Raw genomic sequence first — 23,583 nt, 5'->3', positions numbered from 1 at the left:
ATCCGCGTTGACTGGCCCTACACGCCGCCGGAGAAACCCGCTACACACGCCGCCATGAACCAGCACGCCAAGCTCCGGATCGGCCATTCGGCCTGTCCGCATGACTGTCCTTCCACCTGCGCGCTCGAAGTCGAGCTGCTCGATGGCAACCGTATCGGCCGCGTCTACGGAGCCAAGGCGAACAGCTACACGTCGGGCGTCGTCTGCGCCAAGGTCGCGCGTTATGCCGACCGCGTCCACCACCCCGACCGGCTGCTGAAGCCGCTGATACGCGCCGGTGGCAAAGGCGAGGGCGCCTGGAAGGAAGCGAGCTGGGAGGCAGCCCTCGATCTCGTCGCGGAAAAGTTCATCGCGGCCGAGGAAAAGTACGGCTCCGAGACGGTCTGGCCCTACTACTATGCCGGCACCATGGGGCTGGTGCAGCGCGACGGCATCGAGCGCCTGCGCCATGCCAAGAAATATTCCGGCTTCTTCGGCTCGATCTGCACCAATCTCGCCTGGACCGGCTGGATGATGGGGGCGGGCGCCTTGCGCGGTCCCGATCCGCGCGAGATGGCGAAGGCCGATTGCGTGGTGATCTGGGGCACCAATGCCGTGGTCACGCAGGTCAATGTCATGACCCATGCGATGCGGGCGCGCAAGGAACGCGGCGCCAAGATCGTCGTCATCGACATCTACGACAATGCCACGATGAAACAGGCCGATCTCGGCCTGGTGCTGAAGCCGGGCACCGACGGCGCGCTCGCCTGCGCAGTCATGCATGTGCTATTTCGCGATGGGCTCGCCGACCGCGCCTATCTCGAAAAATACACCGACGATCCGCGCGGACTGGAAGAGCATCTTCTGAGCAAGACACCGGAGTGGGCGGCTGCCATCACCGGTCTCGATGTCGCCGAGATCGAAGCTTTCGCCCATATCGTCGGCACGACGAAGAAAACCTATTTCCGCCTCGGCTACGGCTTCGCCCGCCAGCGCAACGGTTCGATCAACATGCATGCCGCAGCTTCGATCGCCGCCGTCACCGGCGCCTGGCAGTATGAAGGCGGCGGCGCCTTCCATTCCAATTCGGGCATCTTCAAGCTGGACCAGGATGTGCTCGAAGGTACCGCGATGCGCGATCCGGACATCCGCTATCTCGACCACTCGCGCATCGGCCCGGTGCTGACGGGCGCGGCGGATGCGCTCTATGGCGGTCCGCCGGTGACGGCGATGCTGATCCAGAACACCAATCCGGTGAATGTCGCGCCCGAGCAGCGGCTGGTGAAGCAGGGCTTTTTGCGCGAGGACCTGTTCACCTGCGTGCACGAGCAATTCATGACCGACACGGCCATGCTCGCCGATGTCGTGCTGCCGGCGACGATGTTTCTGGAGCACGACGACATCTACAAGGGCGGCGGCAACCAGCACATCACGCTCGGCCCCAAGCTGATCGAGCCGCCGCAAGGCCCGCGCACCAACCATTATGTCAATGAGGAACTCGGCAAGCGGCTTGGCGTCGGCGACCGTCCGGGCTTCGGCCTGACCGAGAAAGAGCATATCGACGTCATCCTGGGCAAGCGCGGGATAGGCAGCTTCGACAGTCTGAAGGCTGAGAAGTGGGTCGATATGCAGCCCGATTTCGACGACGCGCATTTCATCAACGGCTTCGGCCATGCCGACAAGAAATTCCACTTCCGGCCCGATTGGACAGGGCAAGCCGCACCCAATCGGCCGCCGAAGAGCATGGGCCTGTTCGGTCCGCTCGAGCGGCTGCCGGAGTTTCCCGATCATGTCGAGCTGATCGAGGTGGCGGACGAGGAGCACCCGTTCCGGCTGACCACCTCGCCGGCGCGCAACTTTTTGAACTCGACCTTTGCCGAGACGCCGGTGTCCAAAGCCAAGGAAGGCCGGCCGGAACTGCTTCTGCATCCGGACGATGCGGCGGCGCTCGGCATCGAGGATGGCGGCCGTGTCGAGGTGGGCAACCGGCGCGGCGATCTCGTGCTGCACGCGAAATTCTTCGCCGGCGTGAAGCGCGGCGTGGTCGTGGCCGAAGGCATCTGGCCGAACAGCGCGCATGAGCGCGGCGAGGGGATCAACGTGCTGACCGGCGCCGACGCGCCGGCCCCCTATGGCGGTGCCGCCTTCCACGACAACAAGGTCTGGCTGCGCGCCCTCTGATTACTTCGCCGCCTGGGCGTCCAGTGCCTTGATCTCGTCCGCGGCTGCCTTGCGCGCCGCGGCATCGGTGCCGGATGCGCCCTTGTCCTTGGCGTAGGCGATCAATGCCGTGCGTGTTTGCTCGTCGCAGCCATCCGAGCCGATCCCGTCGATGCCGGCCTTGCGGGCCGCGGCCAGCACGGAGTCGCAGGCGTCCGGCGCGAAGGCGAACTGGCCCATGATGGTGCCGAGCGTCAGCGGGTCCTGCAGGCGCGGATCGTCGCGGATGGCCTGCAGCGTGGCGCTGCCGACCGCTTTCGCTTTCCGGTCCTGCGCGATCTGCGTCAGGTCGAAGATGAACTCGAACTCCGGCTTGTCGACGCCCTGCGGCTTCGAGACGAGGATGTCCAGCGCGTAGCGGGTAACTTCCTCAGGCGTGACGACTGCGCGCACGACCCTGGCCTGATGGTAGTTGCGTACCAGCGCCCAGCGCGAGGGGAGGTCGCCATAGCGGGCGAGCAGGTCGAACTGCTTGATGGCGGCGATCTTCTGCTTGTCGGTCTTGGCGGCTTCAGCCTGGGCGAACACCTTCTTGCCGACGCGCTCGACGGTTGCGGCGTCGAGCCCGCCTGGAGCCGGCGCGGCTGGCGCAGCCGCGGCCTGCAGACTGGGGGCGTCGCCAAGCGGGCCCTTGGCATCGACCCATGCGGCAAGCGCCTTGCGCGCGTCCGGACCCCAATAGCCCTTCGGCTCGCCGGCATAAAACCCTTCGCTCTTCAACGTGGTCTCGATCGCAACGCGGATATCGTCCGGCAGCGCCTTGCCGATGCCGACCAGGTTCTGGTCCTCGAGCCCGGCCGGCGCCTCGCGAAACGCGTCCATCACCGCGGCCGCGAGCGCTGCCGTGCCGGCGCTGGACGCCGGTCCGGAAAACAGGCCGGCCAGTTCCATGCTGGCAGCATCGTTGCCGAACACGCCGAGACCCATCCTGCCGATGCCGTCATTGTAGAGCGCGATGCGGTCGGTGATGCCTTCGCGCAGCGTCATCAGATGATCGAAACTGTCGAAGGTGAAGGCGCTGGCAAGCTTGTCCTTGGCCTTGAGCGAGCCGAGCCGCGCCGCCTCGCGCCAGGCATGTAGCCGCTCGCGCGGGTTCTTATCGATGCCGAGCCCGTCGTCATAGGCGTCGCCAAGCAGCACCATGGCTTCGACGCTACCGAGATTGGCGGCGTTGATCAGCATCGCGGTCGCCTTGGCGTCATCCTGCTCGTAGACCACGCCTTTGCGCAAGAGCTTTGCCTGCAGCAGATAGGCCTGCGCTTCCTTCTTGCCTTCGCCTTCCACGATCAGCGCTTTCAGCTCGTCGTCGCTCAAGCCGTCGTCGCGGCGCGACGGCCGGTAGCTGGTCGAATCGAGATTGGCGTATTGCGTCGAAGCGTAGAGCCAGAGCGCATCGCGGTCGCCTGCGTCGGCCAGCGGCTTCAGCATGGCGCGCGCTACGTCCTCGCTCTTGAACTGCTGGTCGTCCGAGAGCTGCAGCCGCGCCAGCGCCAGCCCGGCGCCTGGCTCGCCGGCAACCGCGGCATCGCTCAGGCGCGCGATCAGCTGTTCGGGATTGTCGACCTGAATGCCGTCATAGTCGGGGAGGATGCCCGCAAGCCTGATGCCGGCGTCGAGATCCCACGAGGCATTGAGCAGTTGGATCGCCTCCCGCGGCTGGCGGCCGACGATCTTGCCGTCCATGAGCAGGCCGGCGAGCATCGGCCCGGCGTCGGCGACGTTCTTGGTGGCGGCGCGCAGCACGGCGATGGCGCGCTTGCCGTCGGCCGGGCCGCCTTCGCCCTTGGCCAGCATGTCGGCCAGCACCGGAATGGCATATTGGTCGCTGCCGATCCGCGCCTCCAGCAACTGCCTGGCCTTCGCCGCGTCCTGCTCTGTTCCGCGGCCGAGCCGCAGCGCCGTGATATAGGCGATAACGGATCGTCCGGAGCTGTTGGTGCCGGCCTTGGCATCGGCCTCCACGGCGTCAAAGGCCTTTTTCTGTTCGTCGCTGGTGAAACCGTCCTTCTCCAGCGTCGCTTGCGCAATCAGCATCGGCATGGCGGCGCGGATCCGGGCATCCCATTCGCCGGGCGACTGGCCCTGTGCCGGCGCGTCGACGATGCGCCGCGCGGTCTCGACCGCCTTGCGCGCGTCACGGCGCAGCAACGGCCCGCTGCCATACTGGTTGAGCAACGTCCACAGGGCGGTGAGATGGCCGGCATCGGCGGATTTCCGCAAGGCGTCGAGCGCCGCCTCGCGCGAGACCAGCGGCGGACCGGCATCCGCGCCGTCGTTGCGATGCACCGAGAAATATTCGTAGAGCAGGTAATTCGCCTCGGGACTGCCCCCGTCGGCCAGGAGCTTGATCTGCGGGAGGAGCCAGGGCAGCCCTTTGTCGTTAAGCGCGACTTGGACCCGCAGCCATTCAAGCGTCAGCCGCTTTTCCTGCGGCGCGCCGAGCATCGCCGCCTGGCATTTGTCGGCCAAGACCTTGAGCTTGCTGAGGTCGAAATCCTGCGGAAAGAGCTCGCCATACTGAACCGGCGGCGCCTTGGCCTCAGGGTCGAGCGGCACCGCCGCCCCCTTGTCGCAGATGCTGATCGCTTCGGCGAGCGCGGCCTTCTTCGCCGCGTCGAGCGCCGCCTTCTTGGCCGCATCGTCGGATTTGTCGGCGGGTTGCTGCGCAGCGAACGCCGCGCCGGAAAACGGCATCAACGGAAGACAGGAAAGAACCAGGACATGAATTGGCCGCAGCATGGGTGCCCCCCTCGGACACAGGTCCAGGCGGCGCGTCGCGGCCGGACACGACGATCTGACTAGCACATCGTGCAGGCGCTGATGAGTGCGGTGCTTCACATTCGCCTAATGCATGTCGCCCAGAAGTGTGCAGCGGTTCTGGGACAACGACATGCATCAAGACAAAGACTAAGGCGTCATTCGATCTGGCCCAAACGCCTTTCGCCGCGCCTGAATCAATTTGCCAAGCCGGTATGCTAGACGGTTGTTTCGACTCGCTTTCAGCAGGATACGCCATGCCCAAGCCGCTCAAGATTGCCATCGCCGGCGCGCTCGGCCGCATGGGCCTGCAAATGGCGGAGGCTATCGCTGCCGATCCGCGGCTGGAGCTCGTTGCCCGCTTCCACCGCCCAGGCAGCACGGGCGAGGGGCTGGTCGGGCGCGACGAGGCGCTGGCGCTTGCCGATGTGGTCGTCGACTTCACCACGCCGGCCGCTTCGGCTGAGGTGGCTGAGGCCTGCGCGGCGCGCGGCGGCCCGGCGCTGGTCGTCGGCTCGACCGGTTTCGACGCCGCCGAGCTGGAAGCCATTGCCGACGCCGCGAAGAAGATCGCCATCGTGCGCTCCGGCAGCTATTCGCTCGGGCTCAACATGCTGACCGGCCTGGTCGAACAGGCGGCGCGGGCGCTCGTCGCCGACGATTGCGACATCGAGATCCTGGAGGCGCATCATCGTTTCAAGGTCGATGCGCCGTCGGGCACCGCGCTGATGCTGGGCGAGGCGGTCGCGCGCGGCCGAGGCGTCAGGCTGGACAATGTGGCGAAGCGCGGCCGCGACGGGCTTATCGGCCCGCGCCTGGCCGGCGAGATCGGCTTTGCCGTGCTGCGCGGCGGCAGCGTCGTCGGCGAGCACAGCGTCAGCTTCCTCGGCGACGGCGAGGTGCTCACGCTCTCGCATGCGGCGGGCGACCGCTCGATGTTCGCCCGCGGCGCGATTGCCGCGGCGCTGTGGGTCGCCGGACGGCGACCCGGCGAGTATGACATGCGCGATGTGCTGGGTCTTGCCGCGCCGTAACAGGCGAATTCGCCGTTTTCCGTTTTCCGCAGCCGCCAAAATGGCTGAAAGCCAGCTGAAAGCTTGGCTATGTCATGACGGCCTTGTGGCGATCGCCACGAACCGGCTGGGAGTGGCCGGCAGGAGGAAATGCGGCGCGACGCGTCGCCCAGGTGGAGGAAGTTTCGTGACCGGTTTCATCTCTAAGCGCGCCCTGAGCTCTGTGGCGCTGACGCTGGCCATGGTCGCAGCGGGCGCATCGGCGGCTCACGCCGACAAGATCACCATCATCGTCGGCGGCATGGAAAAGCAGATCTATCTGCCGGCCGTGCTCACTCAGCAGCTCGGCTACTTCAAGGACGAAGGGCTCGACGTGGAGTTGGTGAACTCCCGCGCCGGCGTCGAGGCCGAGAACGAATTGCTGGCGGGCGCCGTGCAGGGCGTCGTCGGCTTCTACGACCACACCGTCGACCTGCAGTCGAAGGGCAAGTACATCCAGTCGATCGTCCAGTTCAGCCAGGCGCCCGGCGAGGTCGAGCTGGTTTCGGCAAAGCACCCGGAGATCAAGTCGCCGGCCGATTTCAAGGGCGCGACGCTCGGCGTCACCGGCCTCGGTTCCTCGACCGATTTCCTGACGCAATATCTGGCCATCCGCAACGGCCTGAAGCAGGGCGACTACACGCTCTTGCCGGTCGGCGCCGGCAACACCTTCATCGCCGCCGTCAAGCAGGATCAGATCCAGGCCGGCATGACCACCGAGCCGACCATCGGGCAACTGCTCAAGACCGGCGAGGCGAGCGTGCTGGTCGACATGCGCACGCCGGAAAAGACCAAGGCCGCACTCGGCGGCGACTATCCGGCGGCGTCCTTCTATGTCCAGTCCGCCTGGATCGAGGACCACAAGGAAGAGGCGCAGAAGCTCGCCAACGCCTTCGTCAAGACGATGAAGTTCATCGCCACCCATTCGGCCGAAGAGATCGCCGACAAGATGCCGAAGGACTATTACGCCGGCAACAAGGACCTCTACGTTCAGGGCCTCGCCGGGGGCAAGGCGCAGTTCACCCCCGACGGCCGCATGCCGGCCGATGGCCCGGAGACGGTGCTCAAGGTTCTGTCCACCTTCTCGAAAAGCCTGCAGGGCAAGCAGATCGACCTGTCCAAGACCTACACGACGGCCTTCGTCGACGCCGCCAACAAGTAGCCTTGCGTGACGGGCGCGGGTCTTCCGTCGCCTGTTGAAAAACAACAGCTTGCGCCGCTTGCCTGAATCAATCTGGCAGCGGCGCGTTTCCGGATGCCGGGCCCTACGAGCCCAACAGCTTAAGCCGCGCACATCCCGCACACCGCGACAGGAGTATGCCATGCAGTTGCAGACCATGGCGGCCGAGAAATTGTCTCACGCCGCGCCGCCGGCCGATGCCGCCATCGCCATCGATGATGTGACGCTGCGCTTCGTTACGCCCGACGGCCACATGATGACGGCGATCCGCGATTTCACCATGACGGTGGCGCGAGGCGAGTTCGCCTGCGTCGTCGGGCCGACCGGCTGCGGCAAGTCGACGACGCTCAACCTCGTCACCGGGTTGCTCAGGCCCACCACCGGCAATGTCCGCGTCATGGGCAATCCGGTCACCGACATCAGCCGCGACATCGGCTTCGTCTTCCAGGCCGACGCGCTGTTTCCCTGGCGCAGCGTCATCGACAATGTCGCCGCCGGGCCGCTGTTTCGCGGCACGCCGAAGGCGCAAGCCTATGACAAGGCGCGCGACTGGATCGCCCGCGTCGGCCTTGCCCGCTTCGAAAAGCACTATCCGCACCAGCTTTCGGGCGGCATGCGCAAGCGCGTCGCGTTGGCGCAGACCTTCATAAACCAGCCGAAGATCCTGTTGATGGACGAGCCGTTCAGCGCGCTCGACATGCAGACCCGCACCGCCATGCAGGATGAACTGCTTGGCCTCTGGTCGGATCAGAAAGCCTCGGTCGTCTTCGTCACCCATGATCTCGAGGAAGCCGTGGCGCTGGCCGACAAGGTCTATGTGCTCACCGCCGGCCCCGGCACGGTCAAGAGCGTCTACCGCATCGACCTGCCGCGCCCGCGCGTCATGGCCGACATCCGCTACGACCCGAAATTCATCGAGATCGCCAAGGTGATCTGGAACGACCTGCGCGAGGAAGTGCAGCTCGGTCAGAGTCAGGGCCTGCAGGCGAGCCATTGAGGGAGGAAACAGCATGACCGCCATCTCTCCAACCGAACAGGCAGCCGCCCGCGCCACCTCGATCGTCGTCGCCGAGGCGCAGGCGAGGGCGCGGCTGCGCAAGCGCCACACGCTCGTCATCGGCCTGCGGCTCGCCATCCTCGTGGCCCTCCTCGGCCTTTGGGAACTCGGCGCCGATTACAACATCATCGACCCGTTCTTCTTCGCCAGCCCGTCGGGCATCTGGGAGCAGATCTGGTCCTGGGTGACGGAGGGCACCTCGCAGGGGCCGCTCTGGCTGCAGATCTATGTGACACTGGAGGAAACCTTCCTCGGCTTCGTGATCGGTGCCCTGGGCGGCATTGCCGCCGGCATCGTGCTTGGCCGCAACAAGCTCTTGGCCGACGTCTTTTCGATCTACATCAAGATCGCCAATTCGGTGCCTCGGGTGGTGCTGGGCTCGGTGTTCATCATTGCGCTTGGGCTGGGCATGGCCTCGAAAGTGGCGCTGGCCGTGGTCATGGTGTTCTTCGTCGTCTTCGCCAACGCCTTCCAGGGGGTGCGCGAGGCCGACAGGGCGATGATCGCCAATGCCCAGATCCTCGGTGCCTCGCCGTTCCAGATCACCACCTCGGTCATCATCCCGTCGGCAATGAGCTGGATCCTCGCCTCGCTGCATGTCTCGTTCGGCTTCGCGCTGGTCGGCGCAGTGGTCGGCGAATTCCTCGGCGCCAAGCAAGGCATGGGCCTTCTGATCTCGACCGCGCAGGGCGCTTTCAACGCCAACGGCGTCTTCGCCGCCATGATCATCCTTGCGGTGATGGCGCTGGTGGTGGAGTTCCTGATCACCCGCTTCGAGAACTATGTGGTGAAGTGGCGCCCGGCGCCGTTCAACGAGCAGGGGGCGTGATCATTCTGCAGATCATGCAAATCGGTGTGCGAGATCCGTTGCTTTGGTAGAGGTTATGACAAAGTCCTGCGGTTTGCTATGACGGGCAATGACGACACAATCATGCGAGACTTGGCTGCGCGAGGAAGTCTTGCCAACGATGCAGGACGCGCGCGCCCATCCGGAGAAACTTCTGACGGCCGAGCAGGTGCGTCGAAATCTTTCTAAGCACATCAACGCGATCGCCGCCAAGTCACGCTCCGGCGCATGAAGTTCCTCAAGCCAGCGGCAGCCGCACCTCAACCTTCAGTCCGCCCGTGGCAGCGTCGCCCAGCGTGACGCTGCCACCGGCATTTTCGACCACCTCGCGCACGATGGCGAGACCGAGGCCACTGCCGTCCTCAGCTGAGCCGGCGAGGCGGTAGAAGCGCTCGAAGACATGCTCGCACTCTTCTGCCGGAATGCCCGGACCGCTGTCGGTGACCGTGAGCAGGGCTTCGCCATCGATCGCCGCCAGCTTGACGGTGACGCTGCCTCCGGCCGGCGTGTAGCGCAGCGCGTTGTCCACCAGGTTGACGATCATCTCGCGCAGCATCGTGCCGTCGCCTGTCACCGGCACCGGTCCGGTTTCCTCCAGGCCGAGGTCGATGCCGCTTTTGATCGCGGTGGGCGCCTGGGCTTCCAGCACATGGCGGGCGGCTTCGGTGAGGTCGACTAAGTCGGCGCGCGGCCGCCGGCTGCCGGGCTCGGCGCGCGACAGCGTGAGCAATTGTTCGGCCAGCCGCGCCAGCTTGCCGGAGCTTGCCTGCAGCGCCACCAGCGCTTGCTGGCGCTGGTCGGCGGCGTTTTCCCGCAAGGCATAGCTCGCCTGCGTGGAAAGCAGCGCCAGCGGCGTGCGCAACTGATGCGCCGCATTGGCGATGAAGCGGCGCTGCGCCGCCATCTGCCCGCGCACGCGTTCCATATAGGCGTTGAGCGCCTCGATCAGCGGGCGGATCTCGCTTTGCGCGCCCGCGATCTCGACCGGCTCGAGATCGCTGCGGCTGCGCGAGCGCACCGCGTCGCGTAGCCGGATCAGCGGCGCCAGCCCGCGGCGCAACCCAAGCAGCACGAACACGCCGGCAATCACGACCAGGGCCAATTGCTGGGCAAAGGCGCTGAGCCAAAGGCGCTTGACCATGGCGTCATGCCCGGCAAGCGTCACGCCGACGGTGACCCTGATCGGCGAATCCGCGCCGGCGCCGATCACCGCATGGCTGAGCGTCGCGAGGCGCAGCGGGTGATCGCGGTACGGCGCCTCGAGACTGCCGCGCGCCGGCGCTTGAGGCAGATCGGGATAGCCCGTCAGCAGCCGGCCGTTCGCCGTCTCGACGCGGTAATAGACGCTGTCGCGGTCGCCGGTGTCGAACATTTCGATCGCCGCCGGCGGCACCGTGGCGTCGAGCGTGCCGTCGACCATTGCAACCTGCTCGGAGATGGCGCGCGCCGAGCCGACCAGCATGCGGTCGGTGACGAGATCGGCCGTCGCCAGCGCATTGCGCTGGCTGGTCCACAAATTGACAGCGGCCAATGCTGCCAGCGGCAGCACCACCCAAGCCAGCAATTGCAGGCGAAGGCTGCTAATCTTCATGGCGCAACAGATAGCCGAGGCCGCGCAAGGTGGCGATCTGAACCCGCGATCCCTCAAGCTTCTTGCGCAGGCGATGCACATAGATCTCGATGGCGCTCAGGTCCGCGTCGGTCTCGAAGTCGTAGATCGCCGCCGACAACTGCGCCTTGCTCACCGTGCGCCCGGCCTTGACGACCAACTGCTCCAGCACCGCATGTTCGCGCGGCGTCAGCGACAGCGCTTCGCCTGAAAGCGAGAACAGCCGCGTGTTGGTGTCGAAGACGAGATCGCCGCAGGCGATGACCGGCGCGGTGCGGTCGTTGGCGCGGCGCAGCTGGACGCGGATGCGCGCCTCCAGTTCCTCGATCTGGAAGGGTTTGGCCAGATAGTCGTCGGCGCCCTCGTTGAGTCCCTTGACCCGGCCGTCGAGGCTGGCATTGGCGGTAAGCACGATCACCGGCACGGCATTGCCGCGGGCGCGCAGCCGCTTCAGCACCTCCATGCCGCCCATGCGGGGCAGGGCCAGGTCAAGGATGATCAAAGCGTGGTCGCCGGCGGCAAGCGCATGCTCGACATCCTCGCCGTCATGCACGACGTCGACGACATAGCTCGCCTGGCGCAGCGTCTTGCCCAGCCAATCGGCCAGTTCGCGATTGTCCTCGACAAGCAACAGCCGCATCGTCCGTCGCTGTCCTCCCTCGATGGCGTCGGCTTCGCCGCATGCGGCGGGCAGCACCCTGATTGGCCCCTCGAAGCAACCGATAGTATCGATCCGCCCGCATGGCAAACACTGGCCCCAAAGAGGGCAGGGCGGCTGTCGAGCAGCCTCATCGGTCGGACAAGCGATAAAACCGAACCGTTCGGTTCAATTTATGTTGACGGTTCGTGTAACTCCGGTGAACGACGGTGCACTGAAATCAGCCGTGATATCGCGCAGTCTCATTTTAAGTATTTGATATCAAACAAGAAGAATGTGGCCGCCGCGTCGTTCACGTAATTTCAAGATCGAACCGAACGGTTCGGTTCACACATTTTCGTGATTGGAACCAGCAGCAGGGCAGACCCATTTCGGGGTGGTCCGAGCGACGCGAATTTCCATCAAGGCACGCCACTAGACGGACAAGACTTTTAGAATCTGGAGTACTTAAAATGACCAAAATCGCTCTTACCGCTGCCGCTGCCCTTCTGGTTGCCACGGGCGCTGCTTTCGCCGGTTCCGACCATTTTGACCCCAATGCCAACCAGCCGGCCGTTTCCGCCCCTGCTGGCAATGTCGACCATTCGATCACCGGCTCGATCCGCAAGTTCGAACAGCGCGACCTCCACATCGCGCCTGCTCAGAACCAGCCTGAATCCGGCCAGGGCATCTGGGGTCGCTAAGCCGGCCCCATCCTGACCCACAGACCAACAAACTCGAATCCGGAGTAACTGAAATGACCAAGATCGCTCTTACCGCCGCTGCCCTGCTCGTTGCCACGGGCGCTGCTTTCGCCGGCTCGGATCACTATGACCCGGCCAACAACAACCAGCAGGCCGTCACGCAGTCCTCGGACAATGTCGACCGCACCGTCACTGGCTCGATCCGCAAGTTCGAGCAGCGCGACCTCAAGATCACGCCTGCCCAGAACCAGCCGGAATCCGGCCAGGGCATCTGGGGCAACCACTGACTCGGTTCCTGTCCTGACCAGAACTGACCATCAACCTCAAATCTGGAGTAACTGAAATGACCAAGATCGCTCTTACCGCCGCCGCTCTGCTCGTTGCCACCGGCGCCGCTTTCGCCGGCTCGGACCACTACGACCCGTCCAACAACAACCAACCAGCCGCCTCGGTCGATACCTCGTTCACCGCTTCGATCAAGAAGTCGGATGCGGACGCTCAGAAGCCGGTCGTCGCGGGCGCCAACCACGACCTGTTCGGCAACCACTAAACGGTTCTGTTCAAACAGACCTCAAAGCGGCGGGCTTGTCCCGCCGCTCTGCTTTTGTGGAACCGGGCGACATCAAATCGGTTTCACGAGTATTTGTATCACAAGCATTTGTAATCGTTTGTCTTTTTATGGGCGAGATGTGAGCTGACGCTGCCGCGGCCGCTCGAAAAGCGGACCTGCCCGGGAATAAATCCCGGACGCCGCGGGTCTTGTCGGCAGCGGAGCCATCCTCCCAAGGGCCGCCGCAATGAAACGACTAGCAACAAGGACAACGAACGTGACAAGGATCGCTCTCACCGCTACCGCAATGCTTCTCGCCATGGGTACCGCCTTCGCCGGCAGCGACCATTATGATCCCGATGCCAACAGCCAGCCGACTGTCAATGTCGACCGGGCCTACACGGCTTCGGTCGGCAAGCATGAAATGGCCAAGCCAGCCAATGTCGACACCGATATGACGACCGGCGCCGCCGGTTCCAAGGCCTGGCCGACCCCAGGTCAGGGCAATTGGGGCAATTGATTTTTCGCACTTGGAATGCTCAGGCGGCGGGTCAGACCCGCCGCTTCGCGTTTGGGCGCGTCGGCGCCTATCCCAGATCCTTCGGCCTGATGCAATGCGTCAGCCGCGCTCCGCCGAAATCGAGCTCCGCCCAATCGCCCACGACCGTGAACCGCGCAAGCGCTGCCGTCGGGAATTTCGCCTCGATGGTCTTGAACACGCTTTCGTCCGACCCCGCGCCGGCCAGCCGTAGCGCAAAATGCTGCAGGCCGGGATTGTGGCCGATCACCAGCAGGCTCTCCGCTTTGGCCTGCCGTATGCGTGCCAGGATCATCCCGACCGCCGCCTCGTAAAGCTCCTCGGCGAACTGCGCCGGCACATGCTTGGGCAACTCCGTCGAAACCAGCCGCCAAGTATCGCGGGTGCGCAACGCCGGCGACACCAGCGCCAGATCCGGCAGCCAGCCGCGCCGCGCCAACTCGCACCCCATCAACGGCGCGGTCTTTTGCCCGCGTAGCCCGAGCGGCCGGTCGAAATCGGCCAGGGAAGAATCGTCCCAACTCGACTTGGCGTGGCGCAGGATGAGCAGCTGTTTCATTCACATAGGCTCAGGGCGCCGACAGGGTTGGCGGGATGTATTCGTTGTCGGGTATTGGAAGTCGGCCGTCTGTTTCAATGGTGGCGGCCCACATCTGAAAATTTAAGATCGCGCTGCAGCTTATGTAGGCCTCACCCCGGTAGGGAGCGGCGTAATTGCAAGCGGCACTGGCCAACTCTTGAAACAAGGGTTCGGCGCCGATCTTTCCAAAAGCAACGCCATCCAAGTCGATAACGGTCTTGTAGCCACGTAGCAGTCTGATGCTTGCCTGCTTGCCGCGAAACAGGAGCCAATTCCGACCGTCCGAAAACCGGAAGGTGACCGTGCCGTCGGCATTCCTTATCTGCGTCACTTCGCCTGTGCAGGCTTCGGTTAGTTTCTCGTTTCTGACAATCAGCCTTTTGCACTTGCCGGTGACCGTCCACGAACCTGACTGCTCCGCCACCGCTGCACCCGGCGTTGTGGCGACGATTGTAGATACCAGGAGCAAGCCTAATACGGCGGATTTGCCGCGCATATCGCCTCCGATTTTGAAAGCAGCCCCTTAAGGCGTGATCCGCGCCAAATGCTCTAGGTCTCGCTCTTCGCGCAGCGGGTCGGGCGCCATCACCACCGAGGTGGCGTTGTCGGCGTCGTCGGCGAAATGCGCTAGCACGGCGTGGCCCTTTTCCATCCGCGCCTTGCCTTCGGCGACGAGGCCGAGCGCCAGCGGATAGAGCCGGTGTTCCGCCTTCAGCACGCGGGCGGCCAGCGTGTCCTCATTGTCGCCGACCATCACCGGCACGGCGGCCTGCGCGATGATCGGGCCTTCGTCCATCTCGGGCGTCACGAAATGCACCGAGCAGCCATGGATGCGCACGCCCGCGCGCAAGGCCCGCGCATGCGTGTCCAGGCCCTTGAAGGCCGGCAAAAGGGCAGGGTGGATGTTGACCATACGGCCTTGCCATTTCTCGACCAGGCCACGGCCGAGGATGCGCATATAACCGGCCAGAGCGACGATCTCGGCGCCGAAGCCGGTGAGCGCCGCGTCGATCGCGGCGTCATGCGCGTCCTTGCTCGGATGGTCGGCGCGCTGGATCACCTTCGTGGCGACGCCGCGCGACTGCGCGATGCCGAGGCCGGCGGCATTCGCCCGGTCGGAAATGACGCCGACGATCTCGGCCGGATAGTCCGGGTCGCTGGCCGCCGCGATGAGTGCTGTCATGTTGGAGCCGCGCCCCGAGATCAGGACGACAGTGCGTTTCCTGCTCATAGGCCGATCGAGCCCCTGTAGATGACGCCGGCGTCGCGGCGCGGCACGATGCGGCCGATCGGCGTCACCGTCTCGCCGGCTTCCTGCAGCACCGCCGCCACCTGCGCCGCCTGGCCGGATGCTACGGCGAGGATCATGCCGATGCCGCAATTGAAGGTGCGCATCATTTCTTCGGGCGCCACGCCGCCGGTCTTCGCCAGCCAGGAGAACACCGGCGGCACCTCGATCGCTTCGAGGTCGAGCTCAGCCGAAAAATCCTTGGGCAGCACGCGCGGGATGTTTTCGGGAAAACCGCCGCCGGTGATGTGGGCCAGCGCCTTGATGCCATGCGTGTTGCGGATCGCCTTCAGGATCGACTTCACATAGATGCGCGTCGGTTCGAGCAACGCTTCGGCCAGCGTCGCTTCGTCGCTGAACGGCGCCGGATCGCTCCAGGCAAGGCCGCTCGTCGCCACGATGCGGCGCACCAGCGAAAAGCCGTTGGAGTGCAGCCCGGAGGAGGCCAGCCCAAGCAGCACGTCGCCCTCGACGATGTCGTCGGTCGGCAAGAGCTGGCCGCGCTCGGCGGCGCCCACGGCAAAGCCGGCCAGGTCGTAGTCCTTGTCGTGATACATGCCGGGCATTTCCGCCGTCTCGCCGCCGATCAGCGCGCAACCGGCCTGCCGGCAGCCTTCGGCGATGCCGCCGACGATCGCCGCGCCCTGGTCCGGGTCGAGCTTGCCGGTGGCGAAATAGTCGAGGAAGAACAAAGGCTCGGCGCCCTGCACGACGATGTCGTTGACGCACATGGCGACGAGGTCGATGCCGATCGTGTCGTGTTTTCCCGCGTCGATGGCGATCTTGAGCTTGGTGCCGACGCCGTCATTGGCGGCGACCAGCACCGGATCGGTGAAGCCGGCGGCCTTCAGGTCGAACAACCCGCCGAAGCCGCCGATCTCGCCGTCGGCGCCGGGTCGGCGCGTGGCGCGCACCAAGGGCTTGATCTTCTCGACCATCAGGTTGCCGGCATCGATGTCGACGCCCGCCTCCGCATAGGTGAGCCCGTTCTTGCGCGCGGCCTGGTCGCCCTTGCTCATTGTCGGCTCGTCCCTGTTTGTCCTTGCGGGCTCTTCGCATGAATGGTTTCGCCGGGCAAGGATGACGGCCATCCCAACCGACAAAACCGTGGAAAGTGGGCGAGGTGCCTGCGCCACTTGCGCCCACTTCCCATCTCCATCATCTTTTTCCCAACAAGAACACGACGGGACATGCGGTTGACCATCCCCAACATGATTACGATCATGCGTCTGCTGCTCGTGCCCGCGGTAGTGCTGGCGATGCTGCAGTCGCTTTGGGGCTGGGCCTTCGCCGGCTTCCTCGTCGCCGGCATCTCCGATGGCGTCGATGGCTTCATCGCGCGTCGCTTCAACCAGTTCTCCAGGCTCGGCGCTTATCTCGATCCGGTCGCCGACAAGCTTCTGCTGGTCACCGTCTTCGTCGTCATGGGCTTTGCCGGCGAGCTGCCGCTGTGGCTGGTGGTGACCATGGTCTCGCGCGACGGCCTGATCGTCTGCGCGGTGCTTTTGTCGAGCGTCATGAGCCATCCGGTCGAGGTCAAGCCGCTCTATGTGTCGAAGGCCAACACCGCCGCGCAGATCGTGCTCGCCGCGCTCGTGCTGGGGGAACTTGCCTTCTCCGTGCATCTTGGCCCGCTGCGGACCGCGCTCATATTCCTGACCGGGGTCTTGACCGTGGCTTCGGCCGCAGCCTATCTCGTGGCTTGGCTAAGGCATATGAGTGGCTATGGCGAAGGCTCCCGGACGAGCAACTCCCAAACCGGCGACACCAGGTCGGGCAACGGCAGGTCGGGCGGCTCCGGCACGGGCGCCTGACGATGAAGGTGCGGTGATGGCGGCTGACGATGGCTCGGCCGGGCTTCGCCGCCAGGTCTTCTTCTGGCTGGGCACGGCCGTATTCCTGGCGCTCTTCCTCTACCTCTTCTCGAACATCCTCCTGCCTTTCGTGGCCGGCATGGTGCTCGCCTATTTCCTCGATCCGGTCGCCGACTGGCTGCAGCGGCTCGGCCTGTCGCGGCTGATGGCGACGGTAGTGATCCTCTTTGCCTTCATCGTCGTGGTGGTGCTGGCCTTCGTCATCCTGGTGCCGGTGCTGACGACGCAGATGGCCGATTTCGGCCGCAAGCTGCCGGAATACCTGACCCGCCTGCAGTCTTTGATCACCAGCATCGACCCGAAATGGCTGGAGCAGCGCTTCGGCGTCAACGCCGGCAGCCTGCGCGACGGGTTGAATTCGCTGCTCTCCTCCGGCTTCAGCCTGCTCACCACCGTCTTCACCTCGATCTGGAGCTCGGGCGTCGCGCTGGTCTCGGTGGTCAGCCTGTTCGTCGTCACCCCGGTCGTCGCCTTCTACATGCTGCTCGACTGGGACCGGATGGTGGCCGAGGTCGACGGCTGGGTGCCGCGCGACCATGTCGAGACCGTGCGGAGGCTGGCGCGCGACATCAACACCGCCACCGCCGGCTTCGTGCGCGGCCAGGGCACGCTCTGCCTGGTTCTCGGCGCCATGTATGCCACGGGCCTGACGCTCACCGGCCTGAACTTCGCCATCCTCATCGGCTTCTTCGCCGGGCTGATCTCCTTCATCCCCTATGTCGGCTCGCTGACCGGGCTGGTGCTCGCCGTCGGCGTGGCCTTCGTCCAGTTCTGGCCGAGCTGGGAGATGATCGTGGCGGTGGCTTGCGTGTTCTTCGTCGGCCAGTTCATCGAGGGCAACATCCTGCAGCCCCGGCTGGTCGGAAAGAGCGTCGGCCTGCATCCGGTCTGGCTGATGTTCGCGCTGTTTGCCTTCGGCGCGCTGTTCGGCTTCGTCGGCCTGTTGATCGCCGTGCCGGCCTCGGCGGCGATCGCGGTGCTGGTGCGCTTCGCCATCAGCCGTTATCTGCAATCGCCGCTCTACAAGGGCCACGTGACCGAACCCGTGCCGCCGCTGCCCGCCGATCGCGGCGGCGGCCACCGCTCGACGCGGGGCTGAAATGGCTGCCCAGACAGCAGACACACCGCGCCAGCTGCCGCTCGATCTCGGCCACGGCACCGGCTATTCGCGCGACGAGCTCGTCGTCTCCGGCGCCAATGCGCAGGCGGCCTCGCTGATCGACCGCTGGCCGGACTGGCCTTCGCCGGTGATCGTGCTTGCCGGCCCGCCGGGTTCCGGCAAGACGCATCTGGCCCGGATCTGGCAGGAACGGGCGCATGCCCTTGCCATTAATCCGGCGCGGATCGACGAGCACATTGCCGGGCTGGGTTCCGGGCCGGCGCTGATCGACGACATCGACAAGGGACCGATCGACGAGCCGGGCCTGTTCCACCTGATCAACGCAGTGCGCGGCGCCGGCTCGACGCTGCTTTTGACCGCCAAGCGGTTCCCGTCCGCCTGGCGCGTGATGCTGCCCGACCTCATCTCGCGCCTCAAGGCGGCGGCGACGGTGGAGATCCACGAGCCGGACGACCTCTTGCTTGCCGGTGTCATCACAAAACTCTTTGCCGACCGTCAGGTCGAGGTCGAGCCGCATGTGGTGCAGTATTTGGTGCGCCGCATCGAGCGTTCGCTCGGCACCGCCATGCGCGTGGTGGAACGCCTCGACCGAGCGGCACTCGAGCGCAAGACGCCGATCACTCGCGCTCTGGCCGCCGAAACCGTCAGCGCCATGGACGAAGGGCAGGGCGAGTTCGATATCTAGGCTGCTGCCCTACACCGCCCACAGTTTGGCCAGATGCCGGGCCAGCAGATAGACCCCGGTATGCGCCGCCACATAGCAGGCGGCGACGACAACGAAGAACGTCAGGCTGGCCGGCCAGGACCGGGCGGCGGCCTGCCTCTTGCTCGGCCGGTTGTTCCAGATCCACAGGGCGGCGCACAGGATTGCCCACACCACTATGATCGGAACCGTAAAGCCGTAATAGGCCAGGAAGGCCGGGCCGACCAGCGACAGCAAAGCCTCCAGACCAGGCATGGAAAATCCCTCTTTTGTCGGGAAGTCTAGACCGGCCACGGAGTGGGAAGCGAGAGATAACTCGAGCCGTGCTTGAATGGCTCAGCTGACCGGCCAACGCGTGACATCGATTGGTGATATCAATGTAGTCGGATTGATATCAATGACAGCCGTAACGATCAGAAATCTTCCCGAGGAAACGCACCGCGCCCTGCGCGTGCGCGCGGCCATCAACGGCCGCAGCACGGAGGCGGAAATTCGCGCCATCCTTGAGGATGCGGTTCGGCCGGAAGGCCGTGTCAGATTGGGCACGCTTTTGTCCGGCATTGCGCGCCGTGCAGGCGTGACGGACGAGGACGTCGAGGCCCTGGGACAATCTCGTGACAAAAGCCCGGCCAAACCACTGAAATTCAAATGATCCTCCTGGATACGAATGTCGTTTCGGAGGTGATGAGACCGCAACCTCATCCTCCGGTCCTGGCTTGGCTGGATGAGCAGGTCGCCGAGACGTTGTATGTTTCCAGTGTGACACTTGCCGAGGTGCTCTTCGGCATCGAGGTGATGCCGGCGGGGAGGCGCAAAAATAGTCTGGCGGAAACTTTCGCCGGTATCTGCGCGGCGTTCGATCAGCGCATTCTGGCCTTCGACGCGGAAGCCGCGCGGCGCTATGCCAGCCTTGCGGCAAGGGCCAGAGCAGCGGGCAAGGGATTTCCCGTTGCCGACAGCTACATCGCCGCCATTGCCGCAGCGAAAGGCTTTCAGGTCGCCTCGCGCGACACCGGCGCGTTCCATGCCGCCGGCGTGCCGGTTGTCGATCCATGGGAGCATGTGCCGTAGCCTGTCCCATTATGGGACCGGCCCCATGGAGCAACTCCAGGAAAAATGTGAGCGGTCTTCCGTCCGAACTTGTGTAAAAACAAAGAGATAGGGCGGTTCGACGTTTCCGTAAAAACGGTGAACCCCCTTGGGCACCAATCTTGCAACGCGTACTGTGCCGGTTGATCCCGGTCCCGGTCGCGTTCCAGATCGGGTTGTAGGCTCGCCGGGCTCGAGGTATGGGGTTCTCGCCCGGCGGGTTTACCGTTCCTTCCGGTACATGCGCTGCCGCAGCTTGCGCCATTGCCGCCGCCACCACGGCTTCGGCGGACGCGGCACCAGCACCATCTTGCCGTCGAGGACGGCGTCGTCGACCCAGTCGTGGACCTGCATGCGCCATCCGGCCTTGACGCGCGCCAGCGACGGCAATGGATCGGGGCCGGTGAAGCGGACCAGGTCCGGGTCTCGCAGCACGGCTCGAAAGTCGAACCCGTCATTGATGAGCGCGCGCAGGAACACGATCTGCCGGTCCATCCGCAGGAAGTCGGTGCCCTTGCCGTCGACCATGGTGCGCGCACCGATCCATTGGTGAAGGCGCACGCCATCAAGCGTTTCGGCGGGCGGGCGAAAGGACACTTTTTGGCGTCCGTCCTCGAGGCGGCTAGTCGGCGTCAGCGGATACCAGAAATCGAGCGGTTGGCGGACCTGCACCTGGACGATGACGCCGGCAAGTGCTGCTTCGGTCGCACCGCGGCGCAGACAGACCGAGCTCTGGGCTACAAAGCCCAGTTCCGCCAGCGCGTCGAGCAGCAGTTTGCCGCCGCCTTTGGCGAAGGCCCCGTTGACGCGGTCGCTTACAAGTGCCGACCACAGATCGCGCGGCACCCATGTCAGCCGCCGCCGGGAGATATCGACAAAGACGATGATGTCGGTGTTGGCGTCCCAATTGTCCCTGTCGAGGATCGCTACAACCACGGCTGCCACGATACGCACCCCGCAAGATAGGTCCCGTTCTCGATGGGGAGAAGCAATGGTCGGAGTGGCAGGATTCGAACCTGCGACCCCCTGATCCCAAATCAGGTGCGCTACCAGGCTGCGCTACACTCCGACGCCCCGCGGCGTATAGGGTTCCAGGGAACGGAAGGCAACCCAAAAACGGAAGCTTCGTCTCGATCCGTACCAGCCTCATCCACAGTCTGTGAGATGCCGCGGTTTTGAACGGGCAGGAATGCCCCCTAGTCCCTTTAGATGCGTTGACAAGCAAAAGCGGCTGCTGTTGACTTTCCCCTGGGTCAATTGGGGGTTTGGGCATGGCACGCTTCGCACGCGTTGTTGCTTTCGCATTTCCATTGGTTCTAGCCGGTCTGCCCGCGCTCGCGGAAGACGCCAGCAAGGCTGGTGACAAGCCGGAAGTCCTCACCAAGGTCACGCTGGACGACATCAAGACCGCGCTGCAGGACGCCGGCTATCGCGCCCTGGTCAAGTCCGATAGCACCGGCGAATATGTATCGAGTGGCTCAGGCGGTCAGAATTTCTTCATCAGCCTTGGCGGATGCGATGACCAGAAGGTGTGCAAGACTCTGCTGGCCGAGACGGGAGGGTGGACTCCCAAGACGCCTCTGACGGTGGATTCACTCGATGCATTCGACTGGGACAATGCTGGTTGGCTTACCGTCGTTAAGTACAAGGACGGAAAATACTACGCCAACTATCGCACCACTCTGGCGGGCGGAATAACCAAAGCCTGGCTGCAATCGAACTTGGAAGCCTTCGCCACTTCGACGGAAAACTTCGCGGCCTTCATGCAGAAATAGCGGCTTCCAAACTTCCGTTCGGCTAACCAAGGGGCGCTACAGGGCAACCTTGGCGACGTTGTCCTTGTATTCCTCTTTCGGATCGTAGCCGAGCAGCATCTTGATGCCTGAGACGACGCTGGAAGCGTCGAGCCAGATCTCGGCCTGTTCCGGATCAAAGCGCAGAAGTGTCAGCTTCGGGTCGTCTTTGCCGCCTTCGAACCATGCCGCGACGAAGCGGTTCCATAGACGATCTATCACCGCCCGGTCATTGTCGACCTGAAGCCGGCCTTGCACGGTGGCGAAGAGGTCGTGGCCCTTGGAGACGAAGGTCGCCGTTGTCCGATCGCTGCCCGAGAGTCCACGCACCAATTCCGTATCCTTGGCGGTGAAGAACCAGATCGGGCCGTTCTCGTCGCCTTCCAACTGCGCCGTCATGGGGCGCGGGATAATGTTCGAGCCATCCAGGCCGATCATCATCGTCATGTCGGACTTAAGGGCCTTCCAGAATTTTGCTTCGAGTTCGGGAGGTGTCGGCATGTCGTTTCCTTTCTTTCTTCCGAAAGGCAACGACCGGCAAACCCGTCCGTTCCACCTCGAAGCGGATAACTTCCGCTCAGCGCTTGCGACCGGCGATCTTCCCGGCGATCGCCGCGCCGAGGATGCCGGCATTGGCGAAGCAGCCACGGATGCTCGGCCGCATCCCCGTGAACCACAATCCAGGCAGATTCGGGTCGCTGTCGGCGCCGTTGAACAATGGCACGCCCTTGGCGTCGAGCACACCGAGACCGCCCAGCATTGGCTCCAGCCCGGTCCGGTAGCCAGTGGCGGCAATCACGACATCGGGCGCGATCGCCCGGCCGTTGGCGAGGATGACGCCGTCGCGCCTGAACGCGCTTATTTGCGGCACGACAGCGATGCGTCCGGCCTTGATCGCATCGACCGCGCCGTCGTCGGCGGCGATCGCCGTATAGTCCGAGCCCAGCCGGCTGGCGCCGCCGGACGGGGCAGGCGGAAGGCCGTATTTCCTGAGATCGCCGAACACCAGGCGCTGCGTTGCCGCCATCGCCGCGTCCGCCATCCAGGTGGGCAGGCTGGCCATGAATGGTGAAAGGCGATGCACGGCGATCTTGCCGATCCGCTTGGGCAGCAGGGCCGGCCCGTTGCGCGCCGCGAGCCAGATCTGCCCAGTTTCTGTTCCGGCAGCAAGATGGTTGAGCACGTCGAAGCCGGAATTGCCGGCTCCGACCACCAGCACCTTTTTGCCCGCATAGTCGCTCGCCCGGCCGAAATCGGCGGAATGCAGGATCCGGCCGGAAAAATCCCGCATGCCTTTCCAGGCCGGGATGAAGGGCTGCCGGTCGCGCCCGGTCGCGACCACCACATGCCGTGCCGCGCGCGGCCCGGCGCTGCTGCGCACCAGCCAGTGGTCACCATGGAACTCCACGCCCTCGACGGCCACGCCGAAGGCGATCGGCAGCCGGTGTGTCTCGGCGAAATCGTTGAGATGGCCGATGACGGTGCTGCGGTGCGGAAAGGCCGGCGTTCCCGCCGGATAGGATAAGCCCGGCAGTGAAGACAGATCGCGATGCGTGTTGAGATGCAGATTGTCGTGCCGGCGATGCCACGGCTCGGCCAGCCGCGCTTCGCGCTCCAGGATTTGAACTGTGACGCCGGCCCTGATCAGCGCTTGTGCTGCGGCAAGCCCGGCCGCGCCCGCGCCGATCACGATCGCGCCGTCGAGGATCGTCGGTGTGTCGCTCCAGTCCGGCGCGATTTCCGCTTTCATGCCCATTCTGGTCTTAATCGTCATGGCCTCAATTGGCACGGCCACGTATCCGACATATGCCGCTCGCATCGCAAATGGAATAGGCGGGCGTTGCCAACAAGCCAGGCATTGTGTCGCGGCGTTTGCAAACGCCGGCTAACAGGCCTGGGCAAGGCTCCGCGTCTCGCTTGCAGCGTTGGGCAGCTTGCGGCCTTGCCGACGGCGCGCTTGCACAGTATTGACGGATTGGCGCGCGCATTCAGGCCGGCAGCCGGCT

26 protein-coding genes and 1 tRNA gene are annotated in these 23,583 nt (G+C 64.6%); 15 read left to right on the top strand and 12 right to left on the bottom strand.

Translation table 11 applies throughout. From position 1 onward, the window contains the following. Positions 1 to 54 precede the first annotated feature (54 nt). Positions 55 to 2,160, top strand: a complete 2,106-nt coding sequence (locus FJ988_RS22695) for a molybdopterin-dependent oxidoreductase (protein ID WP_140820577.1) — start codon at positions 55 to 57, stop codon at positions 2,158 to 2,160. Here the strand turns inward: FJ988_RS22695 and FJ988_RS22690 are convergent, their stop codons facing one another. Beyond that, positions 2,161 to 4,938: a tetratricopeptide repeat protein gene (locus FJ988_RS22690; RefSeq protein ID WP_140820576.1), complete on the bottom strand. Its 2,778-nt coding sequence runs from the start codon at positions 4,936 to 4,938 to the stop codon at positions 2,161 to 2,163. A gap of 275 nt (positions 4,939 to 5,213) precedes the next feature. Between FJ988_RS22690 and dapB the strand changes: the two genes are divergently transcribed. The 4 genes from dapB (at position 5,214) to FJ988_RS22670 (ending at position 9,074) form a co-directional block, all read left to right on the top strand. After that, positions 5,214 to 5,990 (top strand): 4-hydroxy-tetrahydrodipicolinate reductase, encoded by a 777-nt coding sequence (gene dapB / locus FJ988_RS22685; RefSeq protein ID WP_140820575.1) that lies wholly within the window; start codon positions 5,214 to 5,216, stop codon positions 5,988 to 5,990. Positions 5,991 to 6,210: 220 nt separating this feature from the next. Further along, on the top strand, positions 6,211 to 7,170 hold the full coding sequence (locus FJ988_RS22680) for an ABC transporter substrate-binding protein (protein WP_181183644.1): 960 nt from the start codon (positions 6,211 to 6,213) through the stop codon (positions 7,168 to 7,170). A 160-nt stretch (positions 7,171 to 7,330) separates the two neighbouring features. Beyond that, positions 7,331 to 8,185, top strand: coding sequence for an ABC transporter ATP-binding protein (locus FJ988_RS22675; RefSeq protein WP_140820573.1), 855 nt, complete (start codon positions 7,331 to 7,333; stop codon positions 8,183 to 8,185). A 13-nt stretch (positions 8,186 to 8,198) separates the two neighbouring features. Next, entirely contained in the window at positions 8,199 to 9,074 is an 876-nt protein-coding gene (locus FJ988_RS22670; RefSeq protein WP_140820572.1) for an ABC transporter permease, read from the top strand. A gap of 256 nt (positions 9,075 to 9,330) precedes the next feature. On the opposite strand, the gene FJ988_RS22665 is transcribed toward FJ988_RS22670, so the two are convergent. Both FJ988_RS22665 and FJ988_RS22660 read right to left on the bottom strand, forming a co-directional pair. Continuing rightward, complete coding sequence (locus tag FJ988_RS22665; RefSeq protein WP_140820571.1) at positions 9,331 to 10,683, bottom strand: sensor histidine kinase; 1,353 nt, start codon at positions 10,681 to 10,683, stop codon at positions 9,331 to 9,333. After that, positions 10,673 to 11,341 carry a response regulator gene (locus tag FJ988_RS22660; RefSeq protein ID WP_140820690.1) on the bottom strand — a complete coding sequence of 223 codons (669 nt, stop codon included), beginning with the start codon at positions 11,339 to 11,341 and terminating at the stop codon, positions 10,673 to 10,675. Before FJ988_RS22660 ends, FJ988_RS22665 begins: the two co-directional genes overlap by 11 nt. Positions 11,342 to 11,811: 470 nt before the next feature. Between FJ988_RS22660 and FJ988_RS22655 the strand changes: the two genes are divergently transcribed. The 4 genes from FJ988_RS22655 (at position 11,812) to FJ988_RS22640 (ending at position 13,112) form a co-directional block, all read left to right on the top strand. Continuing rightward, on the top strand, positions 11,812 to 12,042 hold the full coding sequence (locus FJ988_RS22655) for a DUF680 domain-containing protein (RefSeq protein ID WP_140820570.1): 231 nt from the start codon (positions 11,812 to 11,814) through the stop codon (positions 12,040 to 12,042). A gap of 53 nt (positions 12,043 to 12,095) precedes the next feature. After that, positions 12,096 to 12,329, top strand: a complete 234-nt coding sequence (locus FJ988_RS22650) for a DUF680 domain-containing protein (protein ID WP_140820569.1) — start codon at positions 12,096 to 12,098, stop codon at positions 12,327 to 12,329. 56 nt (positions 12,330 to 12,385) lie between these two features. Next, positions 12,386 to 12,592, top strand: coding sequence for a DUF680 domain-containing protein (locus FJ988_RS22645; protein WP_140820568.1), 207 nt, complete (start codon positions 12,386 to 12,388; stop codon positions 12,590 to 12,592). A gap of 277 nt (positions 12,593 to 12,869) precedes the next feature. Beyond that, the gene (locus tag FJ988_RS22640; RefSeq protein WP_140820567.1) at positions 12,870 to 13,112 is read left to right on the top strand and encodes a DUF680 domain-containing protein; all 243 of its coding nucleotides are present in this window, start codon (positions 12,870 to 12,872) and stop codon (positions 13,110 to 13,112) included. Between the two features lie 67 nt (positions 13,113 to 13,179). On the opposite strand, the gene FJ988_RS22635 is transcribed toward FJ988_RS22640, so the two are convergent. Genes FJ988_RS22635 through purM form a run of 4 tightly spaced genes read right to left on the bottom strand, consistent with a single transcriptional unit; the run spans position 13,180 to position 16,017 of the window. Further along, entirely contained in the window at positions 13,180 to 13,689 is a 510-nt protein-coding gene (locus tag FJ988_RS22635) for a histidine phosphatase family protein (protein WP_140820566.1), read from the bottom strand. A gap of 10 nt (positions 13,690 to 13,699) precedes the next feature. Then, positions 13,700 to 14,206: a hypothetical protein gene (locus FJ988_RS22630; RefSeq protein WP_140820565.1), complete on the bottom strand. Its 507-nt coding sequence runs from the start codon at positions 14,204 to 14,206 to the stop codon at positions 13,700 to 13,702. 27 nt (positions 14,207 to 14,233) lie between these two features. Further along, on the bottom strand, positions 14,234 to 14,941 hold the full coding sequence (purN, locus tag FJ988_RS22625) for a phosphoribosylglycinamide formyltransferase (protein WP_140820564.1): 708 nt from the start codon (positions 14,939 to 14,941) through the stop codon (positions 14,234 to 14,236). Continuing rightward, positions 14,938 to 16,017, bottom strand: a complete 1,080-nt coding sequence (gene purM, locus FJ988_RS22620) for a phosphoribosylformylglycinamidine cyclo-ligase (protein ID WP_140820563.1) — start codon at positions 16,015 to 16,017, stop codon at positions 14,938 to 14,940. Before purM ends, purN begins: the two co-directional genes overlap by 4 nt. A 177-nt stretch (positions 16,018 to 16,194) precedes the next feature. Between purM and FJ988_RS22615 the strand changes: the two genes are divergently transcribed. Genes FJ988_RS22615 through hdaA form a run of 3 tightly spaced genes read left to right on the top strand, consistent with a single transcriptional unit; the run spans position 16,195 to position 18,677 of the window. Beyond that, a complete protein-coding gene (locus tag FJ988_RS22615; RefSeq protein WP_140820689.1) occupies positions 16,195 to 16,812 on the top strand; it encodes a CDP-alcohol phosphatidyltransferase family protein in 618 nt (205 codons plus the stop codon). A 16-nt stretch (positions 16,813 to 16,828) separates the two neighbouring features. Next, entirely contained in the window at positions 16,829 to 17,971 is a 1,143-nt protein-coding gene (locus FJ988_RS22610; RefSeq protein WP_140820562.1) for an AI-2E family transporter, read from the top strand. A 1-nt stretch (position 17,972) separates the two neighbouring features. Beyond that, complete coding sequence (gene hdaA / locus FJ988_RS22605; protein WP_140820561.1) at positions 17,973 to 18,677, top strand: DnaA regulatory inactivator HdaA; 705 nt, start codon at positions 17,973 to 17,975, stop codon at positions 18,675 to 18,677. Between the two features lie 9 nt (positions 18,678 to 18,686). Here the strand turns inward: hdaA and FJ988_RS22600 are convergent, their stop codons facing one another. Next, positions 18,687 to 18,950 carry a hypothetical protein gene (locus FJ988_RS22600; RefSeq protein WP_140820560.1) on the bottom strand — a complete coding sequence of 88 codons (264 nt, stop codon included), beginning with the start codon at positions 18,948 to 18,950 and terminating at the stop codon, positions 18,687 to 18,689. 142 nt (positions 18,951 to 19,092) lie between these two features. On the opposite strand from FJ988_RS22600, the gene FJ988_RS22595 reads away from it, so the two are divergent. Continuing rightward, entirely contained in the window at positions 19,093 to 19,347 is a 255-nt protein-coding gene (locus tag FJ988_RS22595) for a FitA-like ribbon-helix-helix domain-containing protein (protein WP_140820688.1), read from the top strand. Beyond that, on the top strand, positions 19,344 to 19,766 hold the full coding sequence (locus FJ988_RS22590; RefSeq protein ID WP_140820559.1) for a type II toxin-antitoxin system VapC family toxin: 423 nt from the start codon (positions 19,344 to 19,346) through the stop codon (positions 19,764 to 19,766). Before FJ988_RS22595 ends, FJ988_RS22590 begins: the two co-directional genes overlap by 4 nt. Before the next feature lie 240 nt (positions 19,767 to 20,006). On the opposite strand, the gene FJ988_RS22585 is transcribed toward FJ988_RS22590, so the two are convergent. Together FJ988_RS22585 and FJ988_RS22580 are read right to left on the bottom strand one after the other, a co-directional pair. After that, positions 20,007 to 20,729, bottom strand: coding sequence for a hypothetical protein (locus FJ988_RS22585; protein WP_140820558.1), 723 nt, complete (start codon positions 20,727 to 20,729; stop codon positions 20,007 to 20,009). A gap of 47 nt (positions 20,730 to 20,776) precedes the next feature. Beyond that, positions 20,777 to 20,853 (bottom strand) — tRNA-Pro (locus tag FJ988_RS22580). Positions 20,854 to 21,055: 202 nt separating this feature from the next. Here FJ988_RS22580 and FJ988_RS22575 point away from each other — a divergent pair. Continuing rightward, positions 21,056 to 21,559 (top strand): YbjN domain-containing protein, encoded by a 504-nt coding sequence (locus FJ988_RS22575; protein WP_140820557.1) that lies wholly within the window; start codon positions 21,056 to 21,058, stop codon positions 21,557 to 21,559. Positions 21,560 to 21,595: 36 nt separating this feature from the next. On the opposite strand, the gene FJ988_RS22570 is transcribed toward FJ988_RS22575, so the two are convergent. Together FJ988_RS22570 and FJ988_RS22565 are read right to left on the bottom strand one after the other, a co-directional pair. After that, entirely contained in the window at positions 21,596 to 22,078 is a 483-nt protein-coding gene (locus tag FJ988_RS22570) for a pyridoxamine 5'-phosphate oxidase family protein (protein WP_140820556.1), read from the bottom strand. 76 nt (positions 22,079 to 22,154) lie between these two features. Next, entirely contained in the window at positions 22,155 to 23,327 is a 1,173-nt protein-coding gene (locus FJ988_RS22565) for an NAD(P)/FAD-dependent oxidoreductase (protein ID WP_140820555.1), read from the bottom strand. Between the last annotated feature and the right edge of the window lie 256 nt (positions 23,328 to 23,583).

This window comes from Mesorhizobium sp. CU3 (genome assembly GCF_006442965.1).
GTDB lineage: Bacteria > Pseudomonadota > Alphaproteobacteria > Rhizobiales > Rhizobiaceae > Mesorhizobium.
Note: the sequence above shows the minus strand (reverse complement) of the source record. Positions and strands in the feature narration are given on the sequence as shown.

Bases quoted from the DNA above. Each gene is read 5' to 3' on its own strand.
- FJ988_RS22680 (WP_181183644.1), top strand. From the start codon at position 6,211: ATGGTCGCAGCGGGCGCATCGGCGGCTCACGCCGACAAGATCACCATC.
- FJ988_RS22565 (WP_140820555.1), bottom strand. From the start codon at position 23,327: ATGAAAGCGGAAATCGCGCCGGACTGGAGCGACACACCGACGATCCTC.
- FJ988_RS22570 (WP_140820556.1), bottom strand. From the start codon at position 22,078: ATGCCGACACCTCCCGAACTCGAAGCAAAATTCTGGAAGGCCCTTAAG.
- FJ988_RS22610 (WP_140820562.1), top strand. From the start codon at position 16,829: ATGGCGGCTGACGATGGCTCGGCCGGGCTTCGCCGCCAGGTCTTCTTC.
- FJ988_RS22675 (WP_140820573.1), top strand. From the start codon at position 7,331: ATGCAGTTGCAGACCATGGCGGCCGAGAAATTGTCTCACGCCGCGCCG.
- FJ988_RS22600 (WP_140820560.1), bottom strand. From the start codon at position 18,950: ATGCCTGGTCTGGAGGCTTTGCTGTCGCTGGTCGGCCCGGCCTTCCTG.
- FJ988_RS22575 (WP_140820557.1), top strand. From the start codon at position 21,056: ATGGCACGCTTCGCACGCGTTGTTGCTTTCGCATTTCCATTGGTTCTA.
- FJ988_RS22590 (WP_140820559.1), top strand. From the start codon at position 19,344: ATGATCCTCCTGGATACGAATGTCGTTTCGGAGGTGATGAGACCGCAA.
- purM (WP_140820563.1), bottom strand. From the start codon at position 16,017: ATGAGCAAGGGCGACCAGGCCGCGCGCAAGAACGGGCTCACCTATGCG.
- FJ988_RS22645 (WP_140820568.1), top strand. From the start codon at position 12,386: ATGACCAAGATCGCTCTTACCGCCGCCGCTCTGCTCGTTGCCACCGGC.
- hdaA (WP_140820561.1), top strand. From the start codon at position 17,973: ATGGCTGCCCAGACAGCAGACACACCGCGCCAGCTGCCGCTCGATCTC.
- purN (WP_140820564.1), bottom strand. From the start codon at position 14,941: ATGAGCAGGAAACGCACTGTCGTCCTGATCTCGGGGCGCGGCTCCAAC.
- FJ988_RS22690 (WP_140820576.1), bottom strand. From the start codon at position 4,938: ATGCTGCGGCCAATTCATGTCCTGGTTCTTTCCTGTCTTCCGTTGATG.
- FJ988_RS22665 (WP_140820571.1), bottom strand. From the start codon at position 10,683: ATGAAGATTAGCAGCCTTCGCCTGCAATTGCTGGCTTGGGTGGTGCTG.
- FJ988_RS22660 (WP_140820690.1), bottom strand. From the start codon at position 11,341: ATGCGGCTGTTGCTTGTCGAGGACAATCGCGAACTGGCCGATTGGCTG.
- FJ988_RS22595 (WP_140820688.1), top strand. From the start codon at position 19,093: ATGACAGCCGTAACGATCAGAAATCTTCCCGAGGAAACGCACCGCGCC.
- dapB (WP_140820575.1), top strand. From the start codon at position 5,214: ATGCCCAAGCCGCTCAAGATTGCCATCGCCGGCGCGCTCGGCCGCATG.
- FJ988_RS22655 (WP_140820570.1), top strand. From the start codon at position 11,812: ATGACCAAAATCGCTCTTACCGCTGCCGCTGCCCTTCTGGTTGCCACG.
- FJ988_RS22635 (WP_140820566.1), bottom strand. From the start codon at position 13,689: ATGAAACAGCTGCTCATCCTGCGCCACGCCAAGTCGAGTTGGGACGAT.
- FJ988_RS22670 (WP_140820572.1), top strand. From the start codon at position 8,199: ATGACCGCCATCTCTCCAACCGAACAGGCAGCCGCCCGCGCCACCTCG.
- FJ988_RS22650 (WP_140820569.1), top strand. From the start codon at position 12,096: ATGACCAAGATCGCTCTTACCGCCGCTGCCCTGCTCGTTGCCACGGGC.
- FJ988_RS22630 (WP_140820565.1), bottom strand. From the start codon at position 14,206: ATGCGCGGCAAATCCGCCGTATTAGGCTTGCTCCTGGTATCTACAATC.
- FJ988_RS22695 (WP_140820577.1), top strand. From the start codon at position 55: ATGAACCAGCACGCCAAGCTCCGGATCGGCCATTCGGCCTGTCCGCAT.